This is a genomic window from Leucobacter sp. USHLN153, assembly GCF_037145615.1.
Taxonomy (GTDB): domain Bacteria; phylum Actinomycetota; class Actinomycetes; order Actinomycetales; family Microbacteriaceae; genus Leucobacter.
Window position 1 is genome coordinate 173,104 of the sequence record NZ_JBBCXE010000001.1, and the last position, 20,601, is coordinate 193,704.

Annotated in this window: 20 protein-coding genes, 1 tRNA gene and 1 other RNA gene; 9 read left to right on the plus strand and 13 right to left on the minus strand. The window is 69.2% G+C overall.

Annotated features, from left to right (window positions below; all coding sequences use genetic code 11):
* Positions 1-50: 50 nt before the first annotated feature.
* Positions 51-2,717, plus strand: a complete 2,667-nt coding sequence (hrpB, locus tag WFH00_RS00760; RefSeq protein WP_336658631.1) for an ATP-dependent helicase HrpB — start codon at positions 51-53, stop codon at positions 2,715-2,717.
* Between the two features lie 82 nt (positions 2,718-2,799).
* Here hrpB and ilvC read toward each other — a convergent pair whose 3' ends face one another.
* The 5 genes from ilvC to WFH00_RS00785 all read right to left on the minus strand — a co-directional run bounded on the left by ilvC (position 2,800) and on the right by WFH00_RS00785 (position 8,308).
* Positions 2,800-3,861, minus strand: coding sequence for a ketol-acid reductoisomerase (gene ilvC, locus WFH00_RS00765; protein ID WP_336659161.1), 1,062 nt, complete (start codon positions 3,859-3,861; stop codon positions 2,800-2,802).
* Positions 3,857-4,366 carry an acetolactate synthase small subunit gene (gene ilvN, locus WFH00_RS00770; RefSeq protein ID WP_336658633.1) on the minus strand — a complete coding sequence of 170 codons (510 nt, stop codon included), beginning with the start codon at positions 4,364-4,366 and terminating at the stop codon, positions 3,857-3,859. The genes ilvC and ilvN overlap by 5 nt, the downstream gene beginning before the upstream one ends.
* A gap of 2 nt (positions 4,367-4,368) precedes the next feature.
* The gene (locus WFH00_RS00775; RefSeq protein WP_336658635.1) at positions 4,369-6,165 is read right to left on the minus strand and encodes an acetolactate synthase large subunit; all 1,797 of its coding nucleotides are present in this window, start codon (positions 6,163-6,165) and stop codon (positions 4,369-4,371) included.
* A gap of 81 nt (positions 6,166-6,246) precedes the next feature.
* Positions 6,247-7,941 (minus strand): dihydroxy-acid dehydratase, encoded by a 1,695-nt coding sequence (gene ilvD / locus WFH00_RS00780; RefSeq protein WP_336658637.1) that lies wholly within the window; start codon positions 7,939-7,941, stop codon positions 6,247-6,249.
* A gap of 127 nt (positions 7,942-8,068) precedes the next feature.
* A complete protein-coding gene (locus tag WFH00_RS00785) occupies positions 8,069-8,308 on the minus strand; it encodes a hypothetical protein (RefSeq protein WP_336658638.1) in 240 nt (79 codons plus the stop codon).
* A 160-nt stretch (positions 8,309-8,468) separates the two neighbouring features.
* Between WFH00_RS00785 and WFH00_RS00790 the strand changes: the two genes are divergently transcribed.
* The 4 genes from WFH00_RS00790 to WFH00_RS00805 all read left to right on the plus strand — a co-directional run bounded on the left by WFH00_RS00790 (position 8,469) and on the right by WFH00_RS00805 (position 10,247).
* The gene (locus tag WFH00_RS00790; protein WP_336658639.1) at positions 8,469-8,708 is read left to right on the plus strand and encodes a hypothetical protein; all 240 of its coding nucleotides are present in this window, start codon (positions 8,469-8,471) and stop codon (positions 8,706-8,708) included.
* Between the two features lie 104 nt (positions 8,709-8,812).
* Positions 8,813-8,888, plus strand: a tRNA-Lys gene (locus tag WFH00_RS00795).
* Positions 8,889-8,955: 67 nt separating this feature from the next.
* Positions 8,956-9,789, plus strand: coding sequence for an inositol monophosphatase family protein (locus tag WFH00_RS00800; protein ID WP_336658640.1), 834 nt, complete (start codon positions 8,956-8,958; stop codon positions 9,787-9,789).
* Positions 9,786-10,247, plus strand: coding sequence for a DUF3054 domain-containing protein (locus tag WFH00_RS00805; protein WP_336658641.1), 462 nt, complete (start codon positions 9,786-9,788; stop codon positions 10,245-10,247). Before WFH00_RS00800 ends, WFH00_RS00805 begins: the two co-directional genes overlap by 4 nt.
* Positions 10,248-10,382: 135 nt before the next feature.
* Here the strand turns inward: WFH00_RS00805 and gap are convergent, their stop codons facing one another.
* Together gap and WFH00_RS00815 are read right to left on the minus strand one after the other, a co-directional pair.
* Positions 10,383-11,381, minus strand: coding sequence for a type I glyceraldehyde-3-phosphate dehydrogenase (gap, locus tag WFH00_RS00810; protein WP_336658642.1), 999 nt, complete (start codon positions 11,379-11,381; stop codon positions 10,383-10,385).
* 187 nt (positions 11,382-11,568) lie between these two features.
* Positions 11,569-12,510 (minus strand): GlxA family transcriptional regulator, encoded by a 942-nt coding sequence (locus WFH00_RS00815; protein WP_336658643.1) that lies wholly within the window; start codon positions 12,508-12,510, stop codon positions 11,569-11,571.
* Positions 12,511-12,597: 87 nt separating this feature from the next.
* On the opposite strand from WFH00_RS00815, the gene WFH00_RS00820 reads away from it, so the two are divergent.
* The 4 genes from WFH00_RS00820 to WFH00_RS00835 are packed head-to-tail and all read left to right on the plus strand — an operon-like array spanning position 12,598 to position 16,314.
* Positions 12,598-13,026: a Fur family transcriptional regulator gene (locus WFH00_RS00820; protein WP_336658644.1), complete on the plus strand. Its 429-nt coding sequence runs from the start codon at positions 12,598-12,600 to the stop codon at positions 13,024-13,026.
* Positions 13,027-13,045: 19 nt separating this feature from the next.
* Entirely contained in the window at positions 13,046-14,044 is a 999-nt protein-coding gene (locus WFH00_RS00825; protein ID WP_336658645.1) for a permease, read from the plus strand.
* A gap of 31 nt (positions 14,045-14,075) precedes the next feature.
* Positions 14,076-14,849 carry a TIGR03943 family putative permease subunit gene (locus WFH00_RS00830; RefSeq protein ID WP_336658646.1) on the plus strand — a complete coding sequence of 258 codons (774 nt, stop codon included), beginning with the start codon at positions 14,076-14,078 and terminating at the stop codon, positions 14,847-14,849.
* On the plus strand, positions 14,839-16,314 hold the full coding sequence (locus WFH00_RS00835) for a hypothetical protein (protein ID WP_336658647.1): 1,476 nt from the start codon (positions 14,839-14,841) through the stop codon (positions 16,312-16,314). The genes WFH00_RS00830 and WFH00_RS00835 overlap by 11 nt, the downstream gene beginning before the upstream one ends.
* Positions 16,315-16,332: 18 nt before the next feature.
* On the opposite strand, the gene WFH00_RS00840 is transcribed toward WFH00_RS00835, so the two are convergent.
* The 6 genes from WFH00_RS00840 to smpB form a co-directional block, all read right to left on the minus strand.
* Positions 16,333-16,950 carry a copper resistance CopC family protein gene (locus WFH00_RS00840; RefSeq protein WP_336658648.1) on the minus strand — a complete coding sequence of 206 codons (618 nt, stop codon included), beginning with the start codon at positions 16,948-16,950 and terminating at the stop codon, positions 16,333-16,335.
* Positions 16,947-17,699, minus strand: a complete 753-nt coding sequence (locus WFH00_RS00845; protein ID WP_336658649.1) for a YcnI family copper-binding membrane protein — start codon at positions 17,697-17,699, stop codon at positions 16,947-16,949. The genes WFH00_RS00840 and WFH00_RS00845 overlap by 4 nt, the downstream gene beginning before the upstream one ends.
* Positions 17,700-17,763: 64 nt before the next feature.
* Positions 17,764-18,366 carry a hypothetical protein gene (locus tag WFH00_RS00850; RefSeq protein ID WP_336658650.1) on the minus strand — a complete coding sequence of 201 codons (603 nt, stop codon included), beginning with the start codon at positions 18,364-18,366 and terminating at the stop codon, positions 17,764-17,766.
* A 427-nt stretch (positions 18,367-18,793) separates the two neighbouring features.
* Positions 18,794-19,166, minus strand: a transfer-messenger RNA (tmRNA) gene (gene ssrA / locus WFH00_RS00855).
* Positions 19,167-19,292: 126 nt separating this feature from the next.
* Positions 19,293-19,967, minus strand: a complete 675-nt coding sequence (locus WFH00_RS00860) for a TetR family transcriptional regulator (RefSeq protein WP_336658651.1) — start codon at positions 19,965-19,967, stop codon at positions 19,293-19,295.
* A gap of 148 nt (positions 19,968-20,115) precedes the next feature.
* Positions 20,116-20,592, minus strand: a complete 477-nt coding sequence (smpB, locus tag WFH00_RS00865; protein ID WP_336658652.1) for an SsrA-binding protein SmpB — start codon at positions 20,590-20,592, stop codon at positions 20,116-20,118.
* Between the last annotated feature and the right edge of the window lie 9 nt (positions 20,593-20,601).

A 20,601-nucleotide genomic window follows, 5' to 3' on the forward strand; every position in this document is an offset into this window, starting at 1 on the left:
GCCGCCGCGCCCGCCGCGCGGCCTTGACAGCCGCGCCCTAGTCTTGAGTGGTGCACCGCTTCGACCTTGATCGCATCGGCGAGAGTTTGCCCGTCGCGGCCGCCCGCGAGCAGATCGAGCGCGCCGCGCTCACGGGTGCCGCCGTGATCACCGCACCGCCCGGCACCGGTAAGACGACGCTCGTTCCGCCGCTCGTCGCGAACCTCCTGCTGGAGGGTGCTGGCACAGAAGCGGGTGGCGGATCCGCCGCACCCCGGGTCCTCGTGACCCAGCCGCGACGCGTCGCAGTCCGAGCGGCAGCGGGGCGGATCGCGGAGCTCGACCGCAGCAGTGTCGGTGGCCCGGTCGGGTTCACCGTGCGCGGCGAACGACACGTCAGCGGCGCCACGCGCATCGAGGTGCTGACGCCGGGCGTGCTGATACGGCGGCTCCTCCGCGACCCCGAGCTGAGCGGCGTAGGCGCAGTGATCCTCGACGAGGTGCACGAGCGCTCGGTGGAGGGCGACCTTCTCCTCGGCATCCTCGCGGAGGTGCGCGCGCTCCGGGAGGACCTCATCGTTATCGCGATGTCGGCGACGGTGCAGGCGGAGCGTTTCGCGGAGCTGCTGGGTGGGGGCGCTGGCGGCACTGCCGTGGTCGGCGCTTCCGGTGTCGCGGCACCGGTCGTCGCGGTCCCCTCGGCGTTGCACCCGCTGACGATCGAGTACACGCCCGCGGCCGGCCCGCGCCTCGACGACCGCGGAGTGAGCCGTGCGTATCTCGCTCACGTCGCCGACACGGCCCTCGCCTCGCAGCGGCGGGCAGGCTGCGACGCGCTCGTGTTCGTTCCCGGCGCCCGGGAGGTCGACGAGACCGTGCGTCTGCTGCGCGCGAGTATCGACCGCGGTTCACCCGCGCAGGGCTCGGTCGAGGTGCTGCCACTGCATGGGCGCCTCCCTGCGCGCGAGCAGGATCGGGCCGTACGGGGCCGCGCTCCGGGCGATGCGCCGCGGATCGTGGTCAGCACCGCGCTCGCCGAGAGCTCCCTTACGGTGCCCGGCGTGCACCTCGTGATCGACGCGGGGCTCTCCCGTGAGGTGCGGCGCGATCAAGCACGCAGCATGAGCGGCCTCGTCACGGTGAGCACGTCGCGCGCGAGCGCCGAGCAGCGCGCCGGCCGCGCCGCGCGCCTGGGCGCGGGGCGCGCGATCCGCCTCTATTCCGAGGCCGACTTCGCGCGAATGCCGGCGCACGCGCCGCCCGAGATCGGCGCCGCCGATCTCACCGACGCGGCGCTGCTGCTTGCCGCATGGGGCACGCCGCGCGGCGCGGGGCTCGCGCTTCCCACGCCGCCGCCGCGGGCAGCGATCGAGGAGGCCGAGAGCGTGCTGCGGGCGCTCGAACTCGTCGACAGCACGGGCAGAATCACACGGGCGGGGGCTCGGATCGCGCAGCTTCCCGTGGGCCCGCGTGAGGCCCGCGCGCTGCTCGCCGGCGCCGCGGAGTTCGGCGACGCTCGCGCCGGCGCCGAGATCGTCGCGGCCGCGTCGGGCGAGCACCGCGAGGCAGGTGGGGACCTCACCGTGCTGCTCCGAGAGTTGCGGAACGGACGGGCGCCGGGCTCGGATCGCTGGCGGCGAGAGGTCGAGCGCCTCCGCCGGGTCGCGCGCGAGGAGGGCGTCGAAGCCGCGACGGGTGGAAGCGCAGCGGCCAAGGGAAGCGGGACACCCGGAATCGGCCGCGCGCGCGGATCAGCTTCGGCCGGGGTCATCCTCGCGCTCGCGCGGCCGGAGTGGATCGCCCGCCGCACCAGCGGTCGCGCCTACCTCCTCGCGAGCGGCACGCGCGCGGCGCTCCCCGAGGGCAGCCAGCTCCTCGGCTCCGAATGGATCGCCATCCGCGAGGTGCAGCGAGCCGAGGGGCGAGTCGCCGACGGCACGGGCGCGGTCATTCGGCTCGCAGCGCCGCTCGCAGAGGGCGACGCACTGCGGATCGGCGAGACGCTGATCACCGAAACGCGCGAGGCACAACTCGTGGATGGCCGCGTCCGAGTCCGAGAAGAGCGGCGCCTGGGCGCGATCCTGCTCGCCTCGACCCCGGTCGCTGCGCGAAGCGACGACACCCGCAAGGCGATAGCGAGCTCGGTGCGGGAACGCGGCCTCGATGCCCTGCAGTGGAATGACCGCGCGATCGCGCTCCGTCGCAGGCTCGGCCTGCTGCACGGTGTGCTCGGCACGCCCTGGCCCGCGGTCGACGACGTCACGCTCCTCGCCACGCTCGACGACTGGCTCGGGGCGGACCTCGAGCGCCTCGGGCCGAAAGCCCACTTCGGTGGCCTCGACATCGCGTCCGCGCTCCGGCGCCTCCTCCCCTGGCCCGAGGCCGCGCGCCTCGACGAGCTCGCGCCCGAGCGGCTCGCGGTGCCGTCAGGCGGGACCGCCCAGATCGTCTACCCCGAGGTCGGCGCCGCCGATCCGCCCCTCGTCGCCGTCAAGCTGCAGGAGGTGTTCGGGCTCGCCCAGTCGCCTCGGCTCGTCGACGGGCGCGTGAGCGTGCTCTTCCACCTCCTGTCCCCCGCGCGGAAGCCGCTCGCGGTCACCGCCGACCTCGAGTCGTTCTGGAATGGCCCCTACCAGCAGGTGCGGAAGGAGATGCGCGGGCGCTACCCGAAGCATCCGTGGCCGGAGGACCCGTGGACAGCCCCCGCGACGCCGCACACGAAGCGTGCGGGTGCGTGAACGACCGACAGCGGCGCACGACGCCCGCAACGCAGAACGCCCGCCGGGGAAATTCCCGACGGGCGTTCTGTTACCACGTGAATTAGCGAGCGGCGCTGCCCTCGACGTAATCCTCGTCCTGGGCCTGCCATGCGAAGAGCTTGCGGAGTTCGCGACCGGTCGTTTCGATCGGGTGCGACTCCTCCTTCTTGCGGAGCTCCTGGAACTCCTTGGCGCCGTTGTCCTGGTCGTCGATGAAGCGCTTCGCGAAGGCTCCCGACTGGATGTCTGCGAGCACCTCCTGCATGCGCTCCTTGACCTCGGGCCCGATCACGCGGGGGCCGGAGACGTAGTCACCGAACTCGGCGGTGTCAGAGATCGACCAGCGCTGCTTGGCGATGCCGCCCTCCCACATCAGGTCGACGATGAGCTTCAGCTCGTGGAGCACCTCGAAGTAGGCGATCTCCGGCTGGTAGCCGGCCTCGGTCAGCACCTCGAAGCCGTACTGCACGAGGTGGCTGGTGCCACCGCAGAGCACCGACTGCTCGCCGAAGAGGTCGGTCTCGGTCTCCTCGGTGAAGGTCGTCTTGATGACGCCCGCACGGGTCCCGCCGATCGCCTTCGCGTAAGACTTCGCCGTGTCCCACGCGGAGCCCGACGCGTCGACCTCGACTGCGATGATGTCGGGGATGCCTCGCCCGGCCTCGAACTCGCGGCGCACGGTGTGGCCCGGAGCCTTCGGAGCGACGAGGATCACGTCGACGCCGGCGGGCGCCTCGATGTAGCCGAAGCGGATGTTGAAGCCGTGGGCGAAGGCGAGCGTCTTGCCCTCGGTGAGCTGATCCTTGATCGACTCAGTGTAGATCGTGCGCTGGTGCTGATCCGGCGCGAGGATCATGATCAGGTCGGCCCAAGCGGTCGCGTCCGCGACGTTCTTCACCTCGAAGCCGGCCTCCTCGGCCTTCGCCCGGGACTTCGAGCCCTCCTTGAGGGCAATGACGACCTCGACGCCGGAATCGCGCAGGTTCTTCGCGTGGGCGTGGCCCTGCGAACCGTAGCCGACGACGGCTACCTTCTTCCCCTGAATGATCGACAGATCGGCGTCGGCGTCGTAGTACATCTCTGCCACTTGGGATTCTCCTTCGTTGTGGTGGTGCTGGTTAATTCTTGAAGACGCGCTCGGTGATCGACTTCGAGCCGCGGCCCATCGCGATGAGGCCGGACTGCGCGATCTCCTTGATGCCGTAGGGCTCGAGCACCTTGAGGAAGGCCTCGATTTTGCCCGTGTCGCCCGTGACCTCGATCGTGAGTGCCTCGGGTACGACGTCGACGACCCGCGCACGGAACAGGGTCACTGCCTCGAGCACGTGGGATCGCGTCTGGTTATCGGCGCGCACCTTGATGAGCATGTGCTCGCGCTGCACCGAGCCGCTCGTCTCGAGCTCGACGATCTTGATGACGTTGACGAGCTTGTTGAGCTGCTTCGTCACCTGCTCGAGCAGAATGTCGTCCTGGTCGACGACGACGGTGATGCGCGAGAGACCGCGCATCTCGGTCGGGCCGACCGCGAGCGATTCGATGTTGAACCCGCGGCGGGCGAACAGACCGGCGACGCGAGTCAGCAGGCCCGGCTTGTCCTCGACGAGGAGGCTGAGAACGTGACGGCTCATGGTTACTCTCCCTCCCATTCGGGGGCGTGCTCCAGTGCGTACTGGATATCGCTGTTGGACGTGCCCTGGCGCACCATCGGCCAGACCATCGCATCGGCGCTCACAACGAAGTCGATGACCACCGGGCGGTCGTTGGTTTCGAGCGCGAGCTTGATCGCGTCGTCGACCTGGTCCTCGCGCTCCACGCGGATCGCGAGGCATCCGTACGCTTCGCCGAGCTTCACGAAGTCGGGCACGCGCTGCGAGCCATGACCCGTGTTGAGTTCGGTGTTCGAGTAACGGCCGTCGTAGATCAGGGTCTGCCACTGTCGCACCATGCCGAGCGACGAGTTATTGATGACGGCGACCTTGATCGGGATGTTGTTCACGACGCAGGTCGCGAGCTCCTGATTCGTCATCTGGAAGCACCCGTCGCCGTCGATCGCCCACACGACGCGGTCGGGTTCGGCGACCTTCGCACCCATCGCCGCGGGGACGGAGTAGCCCATCGTGCCGGCGCCGCCGGAGTTCAGCCACGCCCCCGGTCGCTCGTACGAGATGAACTGCGCCGCCCACATCTGGTGCTGGCCCACGCCCGCGGCGTAGACGCCCTCGGGGCCGGTCAGTTCGCCGATGCGCTGGATGACGTGCTGCGGCGAGAGCAGGCCGTCGCTCGTCTCCTGGTAGCCGAGGGGGAACTTCTCCTGCAGCCCGCGGAGGCGCTCCCACCACGCGCTGATATTGGCGCACTCGCGGCTCACCTGCGCCGTCGACATCGCGGCGAAGAGATCGGAGATCACCTCGGCCGCGTCGCCCACGATCGGCACGTCGGCCGCACGGATCTTGCCGATTTCGGCGGGATCGATGTCCGCGTGGATCACCTTCGCATCAGGGGCGAAGAGCGCCGCCTTGCCCGTGACGCGATCGTCGAAGCGCGCACCCAGCGTGATGAGCAGGTCGGCCTCCTGCAGCGCGAGCACCGCGGGCACCGTGCCGTGCATGCCGGGCATGCCGAGGTGCTGCGGGTGCGAGTCGGGGAACACGCCGCGCGCCATGAGCGTCGTCACGACCGGCGCGCCGACGAGCTCGACGAGCTGCTTCAGCTCCTCGGCCGCGCCCGCGCGCACCACGCCGCCGCCCACGTAGAACACGGGGCGCTTCGCGTCGGCGATGAGGTCTGCCGCAGCCTGGATCTGCTTGCTGTTCGCCTTCGTGATCGGGCGGTAGCCCGCCAGCTCGACGCGCGGGTCCCAGACGAAGTCCAGCTTGCCCTCCTGCGCGTCCTTCGTGATGTCCACGAGCACCGGGCCGGGCCGACCGGTGGAGGCGAGGTGATAGGCCGCCGCAATCGCGCCCGGCACGTCCTCCGGCCGCTTCACGAGAATCGAGTGCTTCGTGATCGGCATGGTGATGCCGACGATGTCGGCCTCCTGGAACGCGTCGGTGCCCATCAGGTGCGAGAACACCTGGCCCGTGATCGCGAGAAGCGGCACGGAATCCATGTAGGCGTCGGCGATCGCGGTGACGAGGTTCGTCGCGCCCGGCCCCGACGTCGCGATGCACACGCCGACCTGATTGCTCGCGCTCGCGAAGCCCTCAGCTGCGTGACCACCGCCCTGCTCGTGCCGCACGAGCACGTGGCGGAGCTTTTCGGCATCCATGAGGGCGTCGTAGAGCGGGAGCACGGCTCCGCCGGGAAGCCCGAATACGTCTCTGACCCCGAGGGCCTCAAGACTGCGGACGACGGCCTGCGCGCCGCTCATCCGTTCGCCGCGCAACGCAGCGGTGGGAGATGGGAGTGCACTCGATTCCGAGTTCATGTCCAGCTTTCGTGATCGGAGGTGATATCGCGGTGCGCAGCACACTCGAGCCCGACGCCCGATGGCCGCGAGCGGCCGGGATCAGCCGGTGACGGCGCCGTGTGAGGCCGACTTGACGAGTTTCGCGTACTTGGCGAGAACGCCGCGCGTGTACCGCGGAGGAAGCGGGGCCCAGTTTGCTCGGCGGGCCTCAAGCTCGGCGGGGTCTACCAGCAGATCGAGCGTTCGTGCGGCGATATCGACCCGAATCAGGTCACCGTCGCGAACCAGGGAGATCGGACCACCGTCCGTCGCCTCTGGCGCAATATGGCCGATGCACAGGCCGGTTGTGCCGCCTGAGAATCGCCCGTCCGTCAATAGTAGTACATCTTTGCCGAGCCCCGCGCCCTTGATGGCTGCGGTGATCGCGAGCATCTCGCGCATGCCCGGCCCGCCCTTCGGGCCCTCGTAGCGGATCACCACGATGTCGCCCTTGCCGATGCGCCCCTCCGTGAGGGCGTCCATGGCCGCGCGCTCCCGGTCGAAAACTCGCGCCGGGCCCTCGAAGAGCTCGGCATCGAAGCCGGCGGTCTTGACGACCGCACCCTCGGGCGCGAGCGAGCCGTTCAGGATCGTCAGGCCGCCCGTCGCGTGGATCGGGTCGTCGAGCTGGTGGATCACCTCGCCGTCGATGGGGTCCGGGTTCAGCTCGGCGAGGTTCTCGGCCATCGTCTTGCCGGTCACCGTCATCACATCGCCGTTGAGCAGGCCCGCGTCGAGCAGCGCCTTGAGCACGACCGGCACGCCACCATGACGGTCGATGTCGGCCATAACGTACTTGCCGAACGGCTTCATGTCGGCGAGGTGCGGCACGCGCGCGCCGATGCGGTTGAAGTCTTCCAGGGTCAGGTCGACCTCGGCCTCGCGCGCGATGGCGAGAAGGTGCAGCACGGCGTTCGTCGATCCGCCGTACGCCATGAGCAGCGTGATCGCGTTCTCGAAGGCCGGCTTCGTGAGGATGTCGCGCGCGGTGATGCCGAGGCGGAGCATGTTCACCACGGCCTCGCCCGAGCGGTGCGCGAAGTAGTCGCGGCGGCGGTCGGCGCTGGGCGGGGCGGCGGAGCCCGGGAGGCTCATGCCGAGCGCCTCGGCGATCGACGCCATCGTGTTCGCGGTGTACATGCCACCGCATGCACCCTCGCCCGGGGCGATCGCGCACTCGATGCGCTTCAGGTCTTCCTCGCTCATCGTGCCGGCCTTGCAGGCGCCGACCGCCTCGAAGGCGTCGATGATCGTGACTTCCTTCTCGGTGCCGTCGGTGAGCTTCACCCAGCCCGGGGCGATCGACCCCGCGTAGAGGAAGACGGAGGCGAGGTCGAGGCGAGCGGCGGCCATCAGCATGCCGGGGAGCGACTTATCGCAGCCCGCGAGCAGCACGGAGCCGTCGAGGCGCTCCGCCATCATCACGGTCTCTACGGAGTCGGCGATGACCTCGCGTGAGACGAGCGAGAAGTGCATGCCTTCGTGGCCCATCGAGATGCCGTCGGAGACGGAGATCGTGCCGAACTGCAGCGGGTAACCGCCGCCCGAGTGCACGCCCTCTTTGGCGCCCTGGGCGAGCCGGTCGAGGCTCAGGTTGCAGGGAGTGATCTCGTTCCACGAGCTCGCGATACCGATCTGGGGCTTATCCCAGTCCTCATCACCCATCCCCACGGCGCGAAGCATGCCTCGGGCCGCGGCCTTCTCGATTCCATCCGTGACGTCGCGACTGCGCGGCTTCATGTCCTTCTCTGCCATGGGCCCATTCTAGGGGCAGCCTCCGACACGGATGCGCGGCCGAGGATTCTCCGGACGAACCGCCGGAAATGCAGAAGCGGGGCCGAAGAAGCATGCTCCCCCGACCCCGCTGCGCTTATTGCGGGGGTTACTTCCCGATCGCCGGCAGCACCGTGAACGGCACCGCGAACCCGAGAATGGTCGCCGCGAGGCCACCCGCGAAGACCCACGCCTCGCCGGCGCCCAGCGAAGGCTGCAGGCCGTAGCTCATCACGACGAGCCCACCGAAGGCCAGTACCACCGAGAGGATGAACACGATCGCGGTGACTGCGCTGACCGCACCCTGCGAGCTTTCCTCGAACAGTGCGGCGTTCTCCTGCTTCGCCATGCTGGCTTCTCCTTCTCGGCTCGTCGACCTCCGCTGAGGCCGCTCGGTCTGACTGCCCCGCACGCGCAGGGTCATAGGCCCAGGCTACCGCAACCCCCTCCCCGCGGGTGACCGCCCGGCTAGGCTGACAGCGTCACCGCAACGAACCGAGGGAGGAACTGTGTCGATCGGTAAGTACGTCACGAACCCGGGGGTCATCGGATCCGCGTTCGGCGCTATGAGCACGGCGAAGCGCACCCAGTCCATGCGGAAGGACTGGCGCCGCTATCTCGTTTGGGGGAGCTGGCTCGTCAGCCTCGCGCTCTCGGTCGCCACCGTTGCGATGCAGGAGCAGGATCGCGAGTACGAACTGGAGCACGGCACCGACCGCAAGCGCAAGCGTCGGCGCAAGAGCCGGTAGCGACGCGCGCGGGACGACGCGGTCGATTTGAGCGGCCCCGTTCCCCGTGCTAGAGTTTCATCCGTTGCTCAGCGAGGCGAAAGCCCGGAATGAGCAGCGAATGCGCGCCTTTAGCTCAGTTGGTAGAGCAGCTGACTCTTAATCAGCGGGTCCACGGTTCGAGCCCGTGAGGGCGCACCAATCGAAAAGCCTGGTATTTTTTACCGGGCTTTTCGTATATCCACACCTCGTTTCCGGAGGGCCGATCATGCCCCACACCGATTCCCCCGCAGTCGCGCAGCCCCCCGCTTCCGCAGACCTCGAACTGGCCTGGGAGCTCGCGGATCTCGCCGACAGCATCTCGCTCCCCCGCTTCCGCGCGGCCGATCTTGCGATCGACACGAAGCCCGACCGCACCTTCGTCACCGACGCTGACACGGCAGTGGAGCGCGCGATCCGCCAGCACATCGCGCAAGAGCGGCCGGACGACGGTTTCTTCGGCGAGGAGTCCGGGCGCGATGAGCGCGGCGACCGCCGCTGGATCATCGACCCGATCGACGGCACCTCGAATTTTCTGCGCGGCGTGCCGAACTGGGCCACCCTGATCGCGCTCGAGGTGGCGGGCGAGCCGGCGGTGGGCGTCGTGTCCGCGCCAGCGTTCGGCGCCCGGTGGTGGGCCGAGCTCGGATCGGGCGCGTGGGGCCAGCAGCAGGGTGAGAGCCCACGGCGCCTGCGCGTCTCGGGGATCGATAACCTTGCCCACGCATCCCTGAGCTTCCAGAGCATCGAACAGTGGGACCTCGCGGGCTACCTCCAGCCGCTCATCGCGCTGAGCCGCGAGGTGTGGCGCGATCGGGCGTACGGCGACATGTGGTCGTACATGCTGCTCGCCGAGGGCCTCGTCGACATCGTCGCTGAGTTCGATGTGAAGCCGTACGACCTCGCGGCGCTCGTGCCCATCGTGCGCGAGGCGGGCGGCCGTTTCACCGACATCGCGGGTGCGGAGAGCGCGTGGAACGGGAGCTCGCTCGCTACGAACGGGGCACTGCACGATGCGGTGATCCGCACCATCGAGACTGCACGAAAGGAAGATGCGCGATGAGCACCGTTGCCCCGGGCGACTCCGGAACGAACGCAGCTGGCGGATCGAGCCGCTCCTCCGAAACACCGCCCGCGCAGCGAGGCATTCAGCCGCTTCCCGTGGTGATCGCGGCCGCGCTCGATATCGCGTTTGTGCTCATTTTTGCAACGCGCGGGCGGATCACGCACAGCGGCTCCGCGACCATAATGGGCCTGCTCGAGGTCGCCTGGCCGTTCCTCGTCGGCCTCGCCGTGGCCTGGATCGTCGCCCTTGTGCCGAGGCGCCCGTTCGCGATCGTGAAGTCGGGCATCCCGGTGTGGCTCGGCACCATCGCGATCGGCATGATCCTGCGCGCGCTCACCGGCTCCGGCACGGCGTTCTCCTTCATCCTCGTCGCGACCGGCCTGCTCGGGGTGTGCTTCATCGGGTGGCGAGGGATCGCGCTGCTCGTCATGCGCCTCCGCCGCCCTCGCGGCTAGCCGCGCGGCGCCCCCGCCCTCGCCCCTGCGCGCCTGCGCCTGCACCGAAATCGACCCCACCGCCGAGATCGACCTCCAATGCGCTCGCGCGGCGGTCGATCTCTCGAATGGGGGTCGATCTCGGTGCCTTCGGACTCAGCCCGCCATGAGCTCGAGCGCCTCGGCCGCGCGCTGCGAGAAACCCCACTCGTTGTCGTACCAGGCCGTCACCTTGACGTGCTTGCCCTCGGCGTACGTGAGCTCCGAGTCGAAGATCGACGAGTGCGGGTTCGCGACGATGTCGGATGACACGAGCGGTTCTTCCGAATACTCGAGGACCCCGGCGAGCGGGCCCTCAGCCGCATCACGGTAGGCCGCGAGCACCTCGTCACGCGTCACCTCTCGCGACACCATGGCGGTCAGTTCGACGATCGAGCCGACCGGCACCGGCACTCGGAGCGAGCCGCCGACGAGCTTGCCGTCTAGCTGCGGGAGCACCAGACCGATCGCGGTCGCGGCGCCCGTCGATGTGGGGATGACGTTGAGGGCGGCAGCGCGGGCGCGGCGGAGATCCTGGTGCGGCGCGTCCTGCAGGCGCTGATCCTGCGTATAGGCGTGCACCGTCATCATCGAGCCCCACTCGATACCCGCGAGATCGTCGAGCACCTTCGCGAGCGGAGCAAGCGCGTTCGTGGTGCACGAGGCGTTCGAGACGATGCGGTGCTGTTCGGGATCGTACAGATCGTCGTTCACCCCGAGCACGACCGTGAGATCCGCGCCCTTCGCTGGTGCGCTCACGAGCACCCGCTGCGCGCCCGCCGTGATGTGCTGCTTCGCATCCTCGGCGCGAGTGAAACGCCCCGTGGCCTCGAGCACGACCTCCACGCCGAGCTCCCCCCACGGGAGCTTCGTCGGGTCGCTCTCGTCGAATGTATGGATGCGGCGATCACCCACGACCAGCGTGGTTCCATCGACGGACACCGGCTGCCCGAGCGCTCCGTAGATCGAGTCGCGCGCCAGCAGGTGAGCGAGTGTTCCGGCGTCGGTGAGATCGTTGATCGCGACGACCTCGAGGTCGCTCCCCCGCTCCACGATCGCGCGGAGTACGCCGCGACCGATGCGTCCGAAACCGTTGATTGCTACCCGACGGGCCATGTGCTTCACGTTCTCCTTCACAGTGTCTGCGTCTTGAATCGCCTCCAGGCTCTCGCGTTCCTCAGACCCGCGCCAGTGGCCGCATTGCCATCATTCGAACGAAAACTGCCAGCGCGCCTCGCTGCATGAACATCGGCGGAATTCCGCAGGAAAATCGGGTGCTGTCGCGCGGCGGGGTGACCGAAACCTATTCGCCCTGCGAGAACATCCGGCGATACGCGGTCGGCGCGGTGCCCAGCACCTGTCGGAAGTGGCGGCGCAGATTGGTCGCAGAGCCGAGGCCCACGGTCGCCGAGATCTCGTCGACGCCGAGGTCCGTCTCCTCGAGCAGCTCCCGCGCGCGATCGACGCGGGCCCGCATCACCCACTGCATCGGCGTGTAGCCGGTCTCGTCGAGGAATCTCCGCGAGAACGTACGCTCGGAGACTCGCGCGTGATCCGCAAGCATCGCGATCGTGAGGGGCTCGCCAATATGCCGTAGCGCCCACTCCCGCGTCAGCGCGAAGCGCTCGCCGAGCGACTCCGGCACGCTGTGCGGCACGTACTGCGCCTGCCCGCCGCTCCGATACGGAGCGGCCACGAGCCGACGTGCCGCATGGTTCGCGACGGCCATCCCCGACTCTCGGCGCAGCAGGTGCAGGCAGAGATCGATGCCCGAGGCGGCGCCGGCAGACGTGAGGATCGAACCCTCATCGACGAAGAGCACCCGCTCGTCGACCTGCACTTCCGGGTACCGCTCCGCCAGTCGCCGCGAGTAGTGCCAGTGCGTGGTCGCACGGCGGCCGTTGAGGAGGCCGGTTGCAGCGAGCGCGAACGCCCCGGTCGAGATGGCGGCGAGGATCGCCCCGCGCTCGTGCGCCGCCGCGAGGGCGCTGAGCAGCGCCGCTGCAGGGGTGTCCTGGTCAGGTGAACGGTAGCCGGGAACGAAGATGAGGTCGGCGGTGTCGAGCGCCTCGAGCCCCCGCTCCACGTGATACGAGAGGCCGTCCCCACCGGTGATGAGGCCCGGTCGCACGCCGCACACGTCGACGGTATAGGGCATACTCGCGCGGTTCGTGAACACCTGCGCCGGGATCCCGACGTCGAGGGGCTTGGCCCCCTCGAGCACGACGACCGCGACCCGCTTCATGGACGCCAGCCTATCGGGGCGAGCCCGGCCGGTCATGAGGGTGTCACTGCTACCATCGAAGTCGATACCGACCCCAGGAGATTGCACGTGACCACGACCCGCACCCGACGCACTGCTCAGGGCACGGCGGTGCGCGCGGCGCTCGATTCGATGGCGGGTTTCATCTCGGCGCAGGAGCTGCACCGCCGCCTCTCCGACGAGGGGCTGAAGATCGGGATCGCCACCGTGTACCGCCAGCTGAACTCGCTCGTGGAGTCTCGGGATGCCGACGCGATCTCGACACCGGAGGGGCAGCTCTATCGGGCGTGCACCGACCCGGAGGCGCACCATCATCACATGGTGTGCACGAGCTGCGGTACCACGATCGAGATCGAGCCGCCGGATGAGGCGTGGTTCGCGGCGATCGCCGGCGCCCACCGCTTCGAGGTGCACTCGCACACGCTCGACGTGTTCGGCATCTGCGCCGACTGCCGCGCCGAGCGGGACTCGCGGGCCGCTCGCGATTCCGCCGAGTAGCTCAGCGAGCACTCTCGGTATGCAGGCGCCCACCGCGCGGTCGCGCGTGATCGGCCCGGCAGCAGTCGCCGCCGCACTGCTCGCAGCGGCACTCGGGGTGCGCGCCCTCACGGACGCCGCGGCCCCTCCCCTGCCCGACGCCCTCTCCGACTTCGTGACGCTCGCGATGAGCGTGTTCATCGAGTCGCTCCCGTTCGTCTTCCTCGGTATCCTCATCTCGACGGCGGTGCAGGTGTGGATGCCGCAGCACGTGATCGACCGGGTAATGCCGCGGCGGCCGGCCCTGCGCCGCGCGGTGCTCTCAGTCACCGGGATCCTGCTCCCCGTATGCGAGTGCGGCAACGTGCCACTCGCGCGCGGCCTCATGGTGCGCGGCTTCAGCGTTGCGGAAGCGGCGACATTCCTGCTCGCGGCGCCCGTGCTGAACCCCGTCACGATCGTGACGACGTATCAGGCGTTCGGCTGGAGCGACGGCATCCTCGTCGCGCGCATCGCCGGCGGCTTCGCGATCGCGAACCTGGCGGGGTGGGTGCTCAGCCGTTCGCGTGACGAGTCCGCGCTCCTCACTCCGGGCTTTCGCGCGCACTGCGACCATACCCATCACGACGAGCAGCCCGGCCGCTGGCAGCGGAGCCTCGTGAGCATTGCCGAAGAGACGAGCGCGCTCATGCCGGCGCTCGTCGTCGGCTCGGCGATCGCGGGGGCGATCCAGGTCGGAGCGCCGCGCGAGCTGCTCGTGGCCCTCGGCGCGCACCCCCTCTGGTCGGTCCTCGCGCTCCTGGCGCTCGCGTTCGTCATCGCGATCTGCTCGAGCGTCGACGCGTTCTTCATCCTGTCGCTCAGCTCCACCTTCCTTCCGGGTAGCATCGTCGCATTCCTGCTGTTCGGCGCGATGATGGACGTCAAGATGCTCGCGCTCCTGCGCACCACCTTCACCGGCCGCGCACTCGCGCTGCTCGCCTCACTCGTGGCCCTCAGTTGCCTGGTCATCGGATGGGGGCTGAACCTTGTGGCGTGATGACTTCGCACGCTCCTGGCGCGGGCTGATCGTGAGCGGCTTCGGAATCGCCGCGGTGCTGTGGTTCGCGGTGACCGGGCGCCTGAGCTGGTACGTGCACCCGCGCTACCTCTGGTTCACGGTCGCGCTGTGCGCGCTCGCCGCGGTCGCTCTGATCGCGGCGGTTCCGGCGGTGCTCCGCGCGCAGCGGGATGAGCAGGCGGCGGATCAGCACGGCGCCGAGCACGCGTCCCCGCAGGGCGTCGAACGCGAGTCAGACCGTCGGGGCGCGCGCGTCGCGCGGGCGACGGCGGCGGTCCTACTGGTGGGCGGATCGGCGGGGGCGCTCCTTATCGCGCCGCCGGCGACGCTCTCCGCGACCGCAGCCCTGCAGCGGGACGCGGCGGGTAGCGCGGGTGGCGGCGTTTCCGGCGCGGGGCCAGGTTCTGGGGGCAGCGACTCCGCTGCGGCGCACCCCGATGACGCCGAGCTCGATGCCCGCGACTGGGCCATGCTGTTGCGTCAGAACGCGGGTGCAGGGGTCGAGGGTCGCACGGCATCGTTCATCGGCTTCGTGCTGCCGGGCTCGAGCGCGGATCTTTTCACCGCCGCTCGCTTCGTCGTCTCCTGCTGCGCCGTCGACGCGCAGCCGCTCGGCGTCCCTGTGCTCTCTCCGGCGTGGGAAGACGATCACGCTGCCGGATCCTGGGTCGAGGTCGAGGGGGTGTTCATCGCGAATCCCGACGTGGCGAGCGATCAGCCCGTCGTGCTGCGGCCCTTCGAGGTGACGGCGATCGATGCACCGAAGGACCCTTATGTCTACTGAGCCGGTTGTGGCCGGTGGGCGACGCAAGGGACTCACCGGTGTCGCGGTGATCGCGATCCTCTGCCTGCTCGCAGCTGGGCTCGCGATCGCCAACCTTGTTGCGCCGCCCCGCCTGCAGTCGATCGACGTCAATCCCGAGCTGCTCATCTCGCGGGCGTCGCAGCGCGCGCAGCTGCATCTCAGCCAGCCGGTCGCCGAGGTCGCCGCCGGTGCGGTGCGCGTGACTCCCGAGACCCCGATCGATGTGACCTCGGAGGCGGGCACCCTCACCGTTCGCTTTCTTGACGCATTGCGCACGGACACGCAGTACCGCGTCACGGCGCGGGTGACGGGGGCCGCGACCGGGAGCACGGGGGCGGTCACCGCGACCTTCCGCACGCCAGATCCGTGGACGCACACGCTCGCGCGCGGTGACGCCGGCGATCGCGTGCTCGCTCATCGGCTCGGTGATCCAAGCTCGACGCGCACTGTCTTCGAGGCGCCGCGGATCCAGGAGTACGCGGAGGCGAGCACGGGGCTCACCGTCATCACGCGCGGCGACGACGGCGCAGCGGAGCTCACCGTGCACGACGGAGATGCTCCGCCGTTTCGCATCATGGGTGCCCCCGAGCTGGGGCAGTTGCGGAGCGAAGCGCTGGGCGGGGTGCTCGGTGTGGTCGCATCCGGGAGGGGCGACGACGGCACGCAGTACGATCGCACGCTCCTGATCATCGATCCCCGCACCCGGATCGTTGAGACCGTGAGCGACAGCTCCGGCGCCGCGCTCCCCGTGCGCGACTGGCGATTCGTGCCGGGAACCACGTCCGTGGTGTTCCAGACGCCGGATGGGAAGCTGCACGGCTGGGAGGCGGCACCGACGCCCCGCAGCTTCGAGTTGGGTGTCTCCGGCGATCTGCTCGGCTTCGCGCCCGGCAGCACGGGGCTCGCGGTTGCGGCCGGTACGCAGAGCGCAATCATCGACCTCTCGGGGATGGCGACCGGGGCGCTCGGGTCCGGCGACGGCGAGCTCCCTGCGTCGACGCCGCTGCCGGTCGCCGCAGCGAGCGGCAGCGATCCCGATCCGCGCTCGGTCCTCGCGCTCAGCGAGACCTCGGTGCTGTGGCGCAGCGGTGCGTCGGTGGGGCCGGTGGGGTCGCAGGGAGCGTCTCGTGATGGGGGCGACGCGCGATCCGCCGGCTCTGCCCTTGGCGATGGGAGCCGATCGCGTGGCAGCGCCCTCTTGGTGAAGGACTCGAGCGGCGCCCGAGAGGTGTTCAGACCCGCCGCGGACGGCACCGCGATCGGGCGGGTCTGCCTGTCACCGAACGGGGAGTTCGCTGCCGTCGAGACGATCTCGAGCGAGGGACAGCCCGACGACGTGCCGGTCGCTCCTGGGTCGTCCCACACGACGACTCGATACGTGCGTATCGCGGACGGGGCGACGATGCGCTCAGCGGTCGGCGGGCTGAGCGACTGGTGCCGCTGAGCGCTTCGCGCGCTCGCTTTACTTCGTCGAGCGGGGCTTCCGCAGGATCAGCCACGCGGCTGCCGCCACCGCGATCACGACGATTCCACCAACACCGATCCCGACCCAGAGTCCGGTCGACGAGTCGCTCTGCGAAGCGTCGCCGCTTGCAGCATCGGCTCCCGCCTCACCGCTCTCCGGTGACTCTTCCACGGGCCCTGAGGCGGCGACCCCGCAACGGGGCGTCGCTGATCCCTCGGCCGCTTCGGCGTCAGCGGAGGGCGCGTACGTGAAGGTGTACTCCTCCGCGATCGGGTGCCCGTCAGAGGAGACCACGCGCCAGTCGACGTGGTACTCCCCCGCGGGCCCGAGCGCCACGGGCGCCTTGACGACCGGCCCGTCAAGCGCCGGGCACGCCGTCTCATAGAACTTGCCGTCGGGGCCCTTCACCTGCACGAGATTGCTGCCCTCGATACCTAGCGGCGCGTTGTTGAACTGCAGCGTCACGCTGTTGAGCGATTCGACCGTGGTGTCGGCGAGCGGATCGGCGCTCACGAGCGAGTCGTGAGCGAAAGCGGCCGGTGCCGCGAAGGGCACTGCGACGAGCGCGAGGAGGGCACCGGCCGCGCTCAGACGGAACTTCTTCCCGAGCTTCATGCCGTGGGCTTCCGGCTGCGCGCGAATGCGAGTGCGCCGAGCACGGCGCTGCCCGCCGCGATGACGAGGGCCGCGATGCTCAAGCCGAGCGTGACTCCGCTCGTCGGGGAGCTGGAGGAGGCGGCCTCCGCGCCGGCGGCCTCCGCGCCGACATCCCCGCCGCTGGCGTGATCAGCATCGCTCGAGCCGTGGTGGTCATCGGCAGGGGGCGCGTCGTTCACCCAGAGCACCGGCGCCGGCTCCAGGGTGTCGTCCTCCGCTATTTGCTCGGGGGTCGCCTTCCACTCCACGACCGTGCCGTCGCTGTAGGTCTGCGTGACCGGGATCACGATGTGGCCGGTCTCCGCGACCGGGCCGACCGAGAGCGTGAACATCTGCACCTGTCCGGGCGCGATGCCGCCGTCGTCCGCGGTGTACGTCACCTCGGTGGGCGCCTCGGAGATGGTGTTGCCGAGCACGTCGACCGGTTCGGCGAGCTTCTCCTCGGTCACGTCTGCGCTCCAGCCCGGCACGGGCTGATACGACACGTGCGTGAAGGGGGTGTCTTCGGGCAGGTGGAACTCGAGCTTCGTCGTGCTCGCCGTATCGGACTCCGTGGGTGCGCGGAAGGTCAGGTAGGCCCAGCCACCGGCCTCGGCCTGATCCGGCGAAACAGTGACGTGCGCGGAGGCTGCGACGGGGGCACCGATCGCGAGCACTGCGCCGATCGCGACGCCTACGGCCGCGCGGTGGGTACGGGTGATAAACATGGTGGTTCTCCAAATGCAGGTATGCGGCAGCGCACGGCGTACCGCGGAATTCTGGTGTGGTGGGCTACGCCGTGCGCGGCGGCCCCCTCCGGAGAACCGATGTGAGCAACGCGAGCAGCAGCATGGGCGTTTCGCGGGTGTGGGAGACGGCGCGGCTCGGAGGCGCTTCGGCGGAACGCCACGAGAACAGCGCATCCACGCGAGACAGCCTCGCGAGGCCCAACAACGCGACGAGCGCGCGCTCCCCCGCTCCCAAGGCGAGCACGGTGACGGCCGCGGCGCAGGCGTGAGCGAGCCACATCACGGGCTCGTGCGCGACGTGCGGGGCGATGGCACCCGAGGTGCTCGGCGCAACGAGCCCCGATGCGTGCGCTGCATGCTGGCTCGGTGATCCCGCGAACGAGAATGCACCGCCCCCGAGTCCCAGCAAGAGCAATCCATGAAAGGCGAATTGGCTCAGCCCGACCGCGACAGAGAGTCGGAGCCAGGAGGGGCGACGGCCGGCGAGGCCCACGCACAAGGGAAGCGCGAACACGAGGGCGAGCAGCACGCCGAGAAGGGGCGCCGGTCGGCCGTCGGCGAGCGAGTGGGAGGCTGCCGCGGCGCACGTAGCGATCACGGCAGCGAGGACCCCCCGCCCCGCGCGATCCGACCGCGACGACAGCACACCCCGATCCTATCGTGAGGTCTGGGGCGTTCCCCTGCCGAACGCTTCACTGCCTTCAGCAATCGTTCACCGAATCCGTGGTCAGTATGCGCGTACACACTCGGTTGAGGCGGGGCTGCGGCTTGCGACGGGGTGCGCAGACCACACACGCTTGGCCACCGCCATGGCTCAAGTCTGTGAATTACTCCACACGTCGAGACGCTCCTCACGCCGGGTAGTGCCCTCATGAGAGCGATGAAGCCCGCACTCCGTTCACGGAGCAGGTGAGCCCGCCCAACACCCTTCGCAGGATTTGAGTCGCGGTTCCCGCCGACTTGAGCGTCTCGCGTCCGGAGCTGGAGTCGGTTCGGTGCTAGGTCGGCGCAAGCGGGGCATGACAAAGCCCAGGCCGCGAGGCCTGGGCTGATCCACAATGCATGATGCGAAGCGGTGGAGCCGCGGGGAATTGAACCCCGGTCCACTTCGACGATTCCGTGCCTTCTACGAGCGTAGTTCGTGAAAACGTTCTACTCGGCCCCGTGCTTTGCCACGAACATCTAGCACGACAGGCCCAGCCTCAGAAAAAGTCCCGATACGCCCTGAGGCGCGACGTACCAGCAAGCCCCCTAAATGACGCCAGGAAACCGGGGCGGAGGCCCACCCGACCTGACGGACTCGGTCTCGTGCTTAGGCAGCGAGAGCGAAGTCGGTGCGCTTAACGTTGGCACCTATGGTTTGCGAAGGGCGTTAACGAGATAACTCCGCGTCCTCGGCTCGCTTCTCACGGTCTCAAAATCGACGTGTCGAAACCGATCGGCCCCGTGTGTGCACCGGAGGTGCGGTGAGCAGAGAAAACCTGCTCGGGGCGTTCACATCATGCACTGTGGAGTTGTCAGTTCCGGGTCGAAACCCGGCACGACCGGCGGTTCGCCGGAAGAATCAGTGTATCACCGGAGGCGCTGCACGTCGACTCCGAGCGACCACGCCGCCACGTCCGCGACGAAGTGCCGCGAGGCCTCGTGCTCGAACGGCTGCGCGTTGTTCGCGTACACGCCGATCGCGTCCACCGCCATATAGATACGGGTGCTCGCGCCCACCGGGTCGTCGGTCACGAACGACCCCGCAGCGACGCCGCGCTCGATCAACGCGACCATGCGCTCGCGGTCGAGCGTCTCCTGCTCGTCGATCGCGTGCGCGAGGCGCGGCATGAACCTGGCGAGATGCCGCGCATTGAGCCACAGCCGGCACAACTCGAGCGCCTCGGGGCTCTCTGCTCGCCGCACAAAACCCGCCATCTGCTCGAACGGCGGCGCCTGATCCGCCCCCGCCTCTGCACCGTCACGCGCTCGAAGCCCCGCACCAACACCAGCACCCACCCCAGTACTCGCACCAGCGCCGGCCTCAACGCCGAAGAGCCAATCGCGCTCGCCCGTCACCGCAAGCACGAACGCGTCGACCACCAGGTCTTCCACCGCCGGAAAGTAGTGACCGATGAGGCTCGGCCGCACCCCGAGAGGCTCGGCGACCGCGCGTAGTGTGACGCGCTCGAGACCCTCGCCGAGCGCGATCCGCGCCGCCTCCGACAGAATCTCGGCACGGCGCTCTTCGGCCGATTTGCGCACCCTGGAGCGCGACTCCCCCGCCGACACTGCGGAGCTCACAGGAGACTCGGCAGCAGAGTCGCGGGCAGACCCCGCACGAGAGCCCGCAGCAGACTCCGTAGACTCCGCAGATTCCGCACCCGGCGCGCACGAGACCGCCGTCACGGGGTCAGTCGCCCATGCGGTTGCGCTGGCGCATGGCGCGCTCGGCCTCGCGCTTATCCTGCTGCTCCCGCAGGGTCTGGCGCTTGTCGTACTCGCGCTTGCCGCGTGCCAGGGCGATCTCGACCTTTGCGCGTCCGTCCAAGAAGTACAAGCGCAGCGGCACGATCGTCATGCCGCCCTCCCGAGTCTTCTGGTAGAGCTTGTCGATCTCGTGGCGGTGCAGCAGCAGCTTGCGCTTGCGGCGCGGCGCGTGATTCGTCCACGACCCGTTCAGGTACTCCGGGATGTACGCCGCATCGAGCCAGGCCTCGCCGCCCTCGATGAAGACGTACCCGTCGACGAGCGACGCACGGCCCATGCGCAGCGACTTCACCTCGCTACCAGTGAGCACCATCCCGGCCTCGAACGTGTCGAGAATCAGGTACTCGTGCCGTGCCTTCTTGTTCGAGGCGATCAGCTTCTCGCCGGTCTCCTTAGGCATGGCACTTCC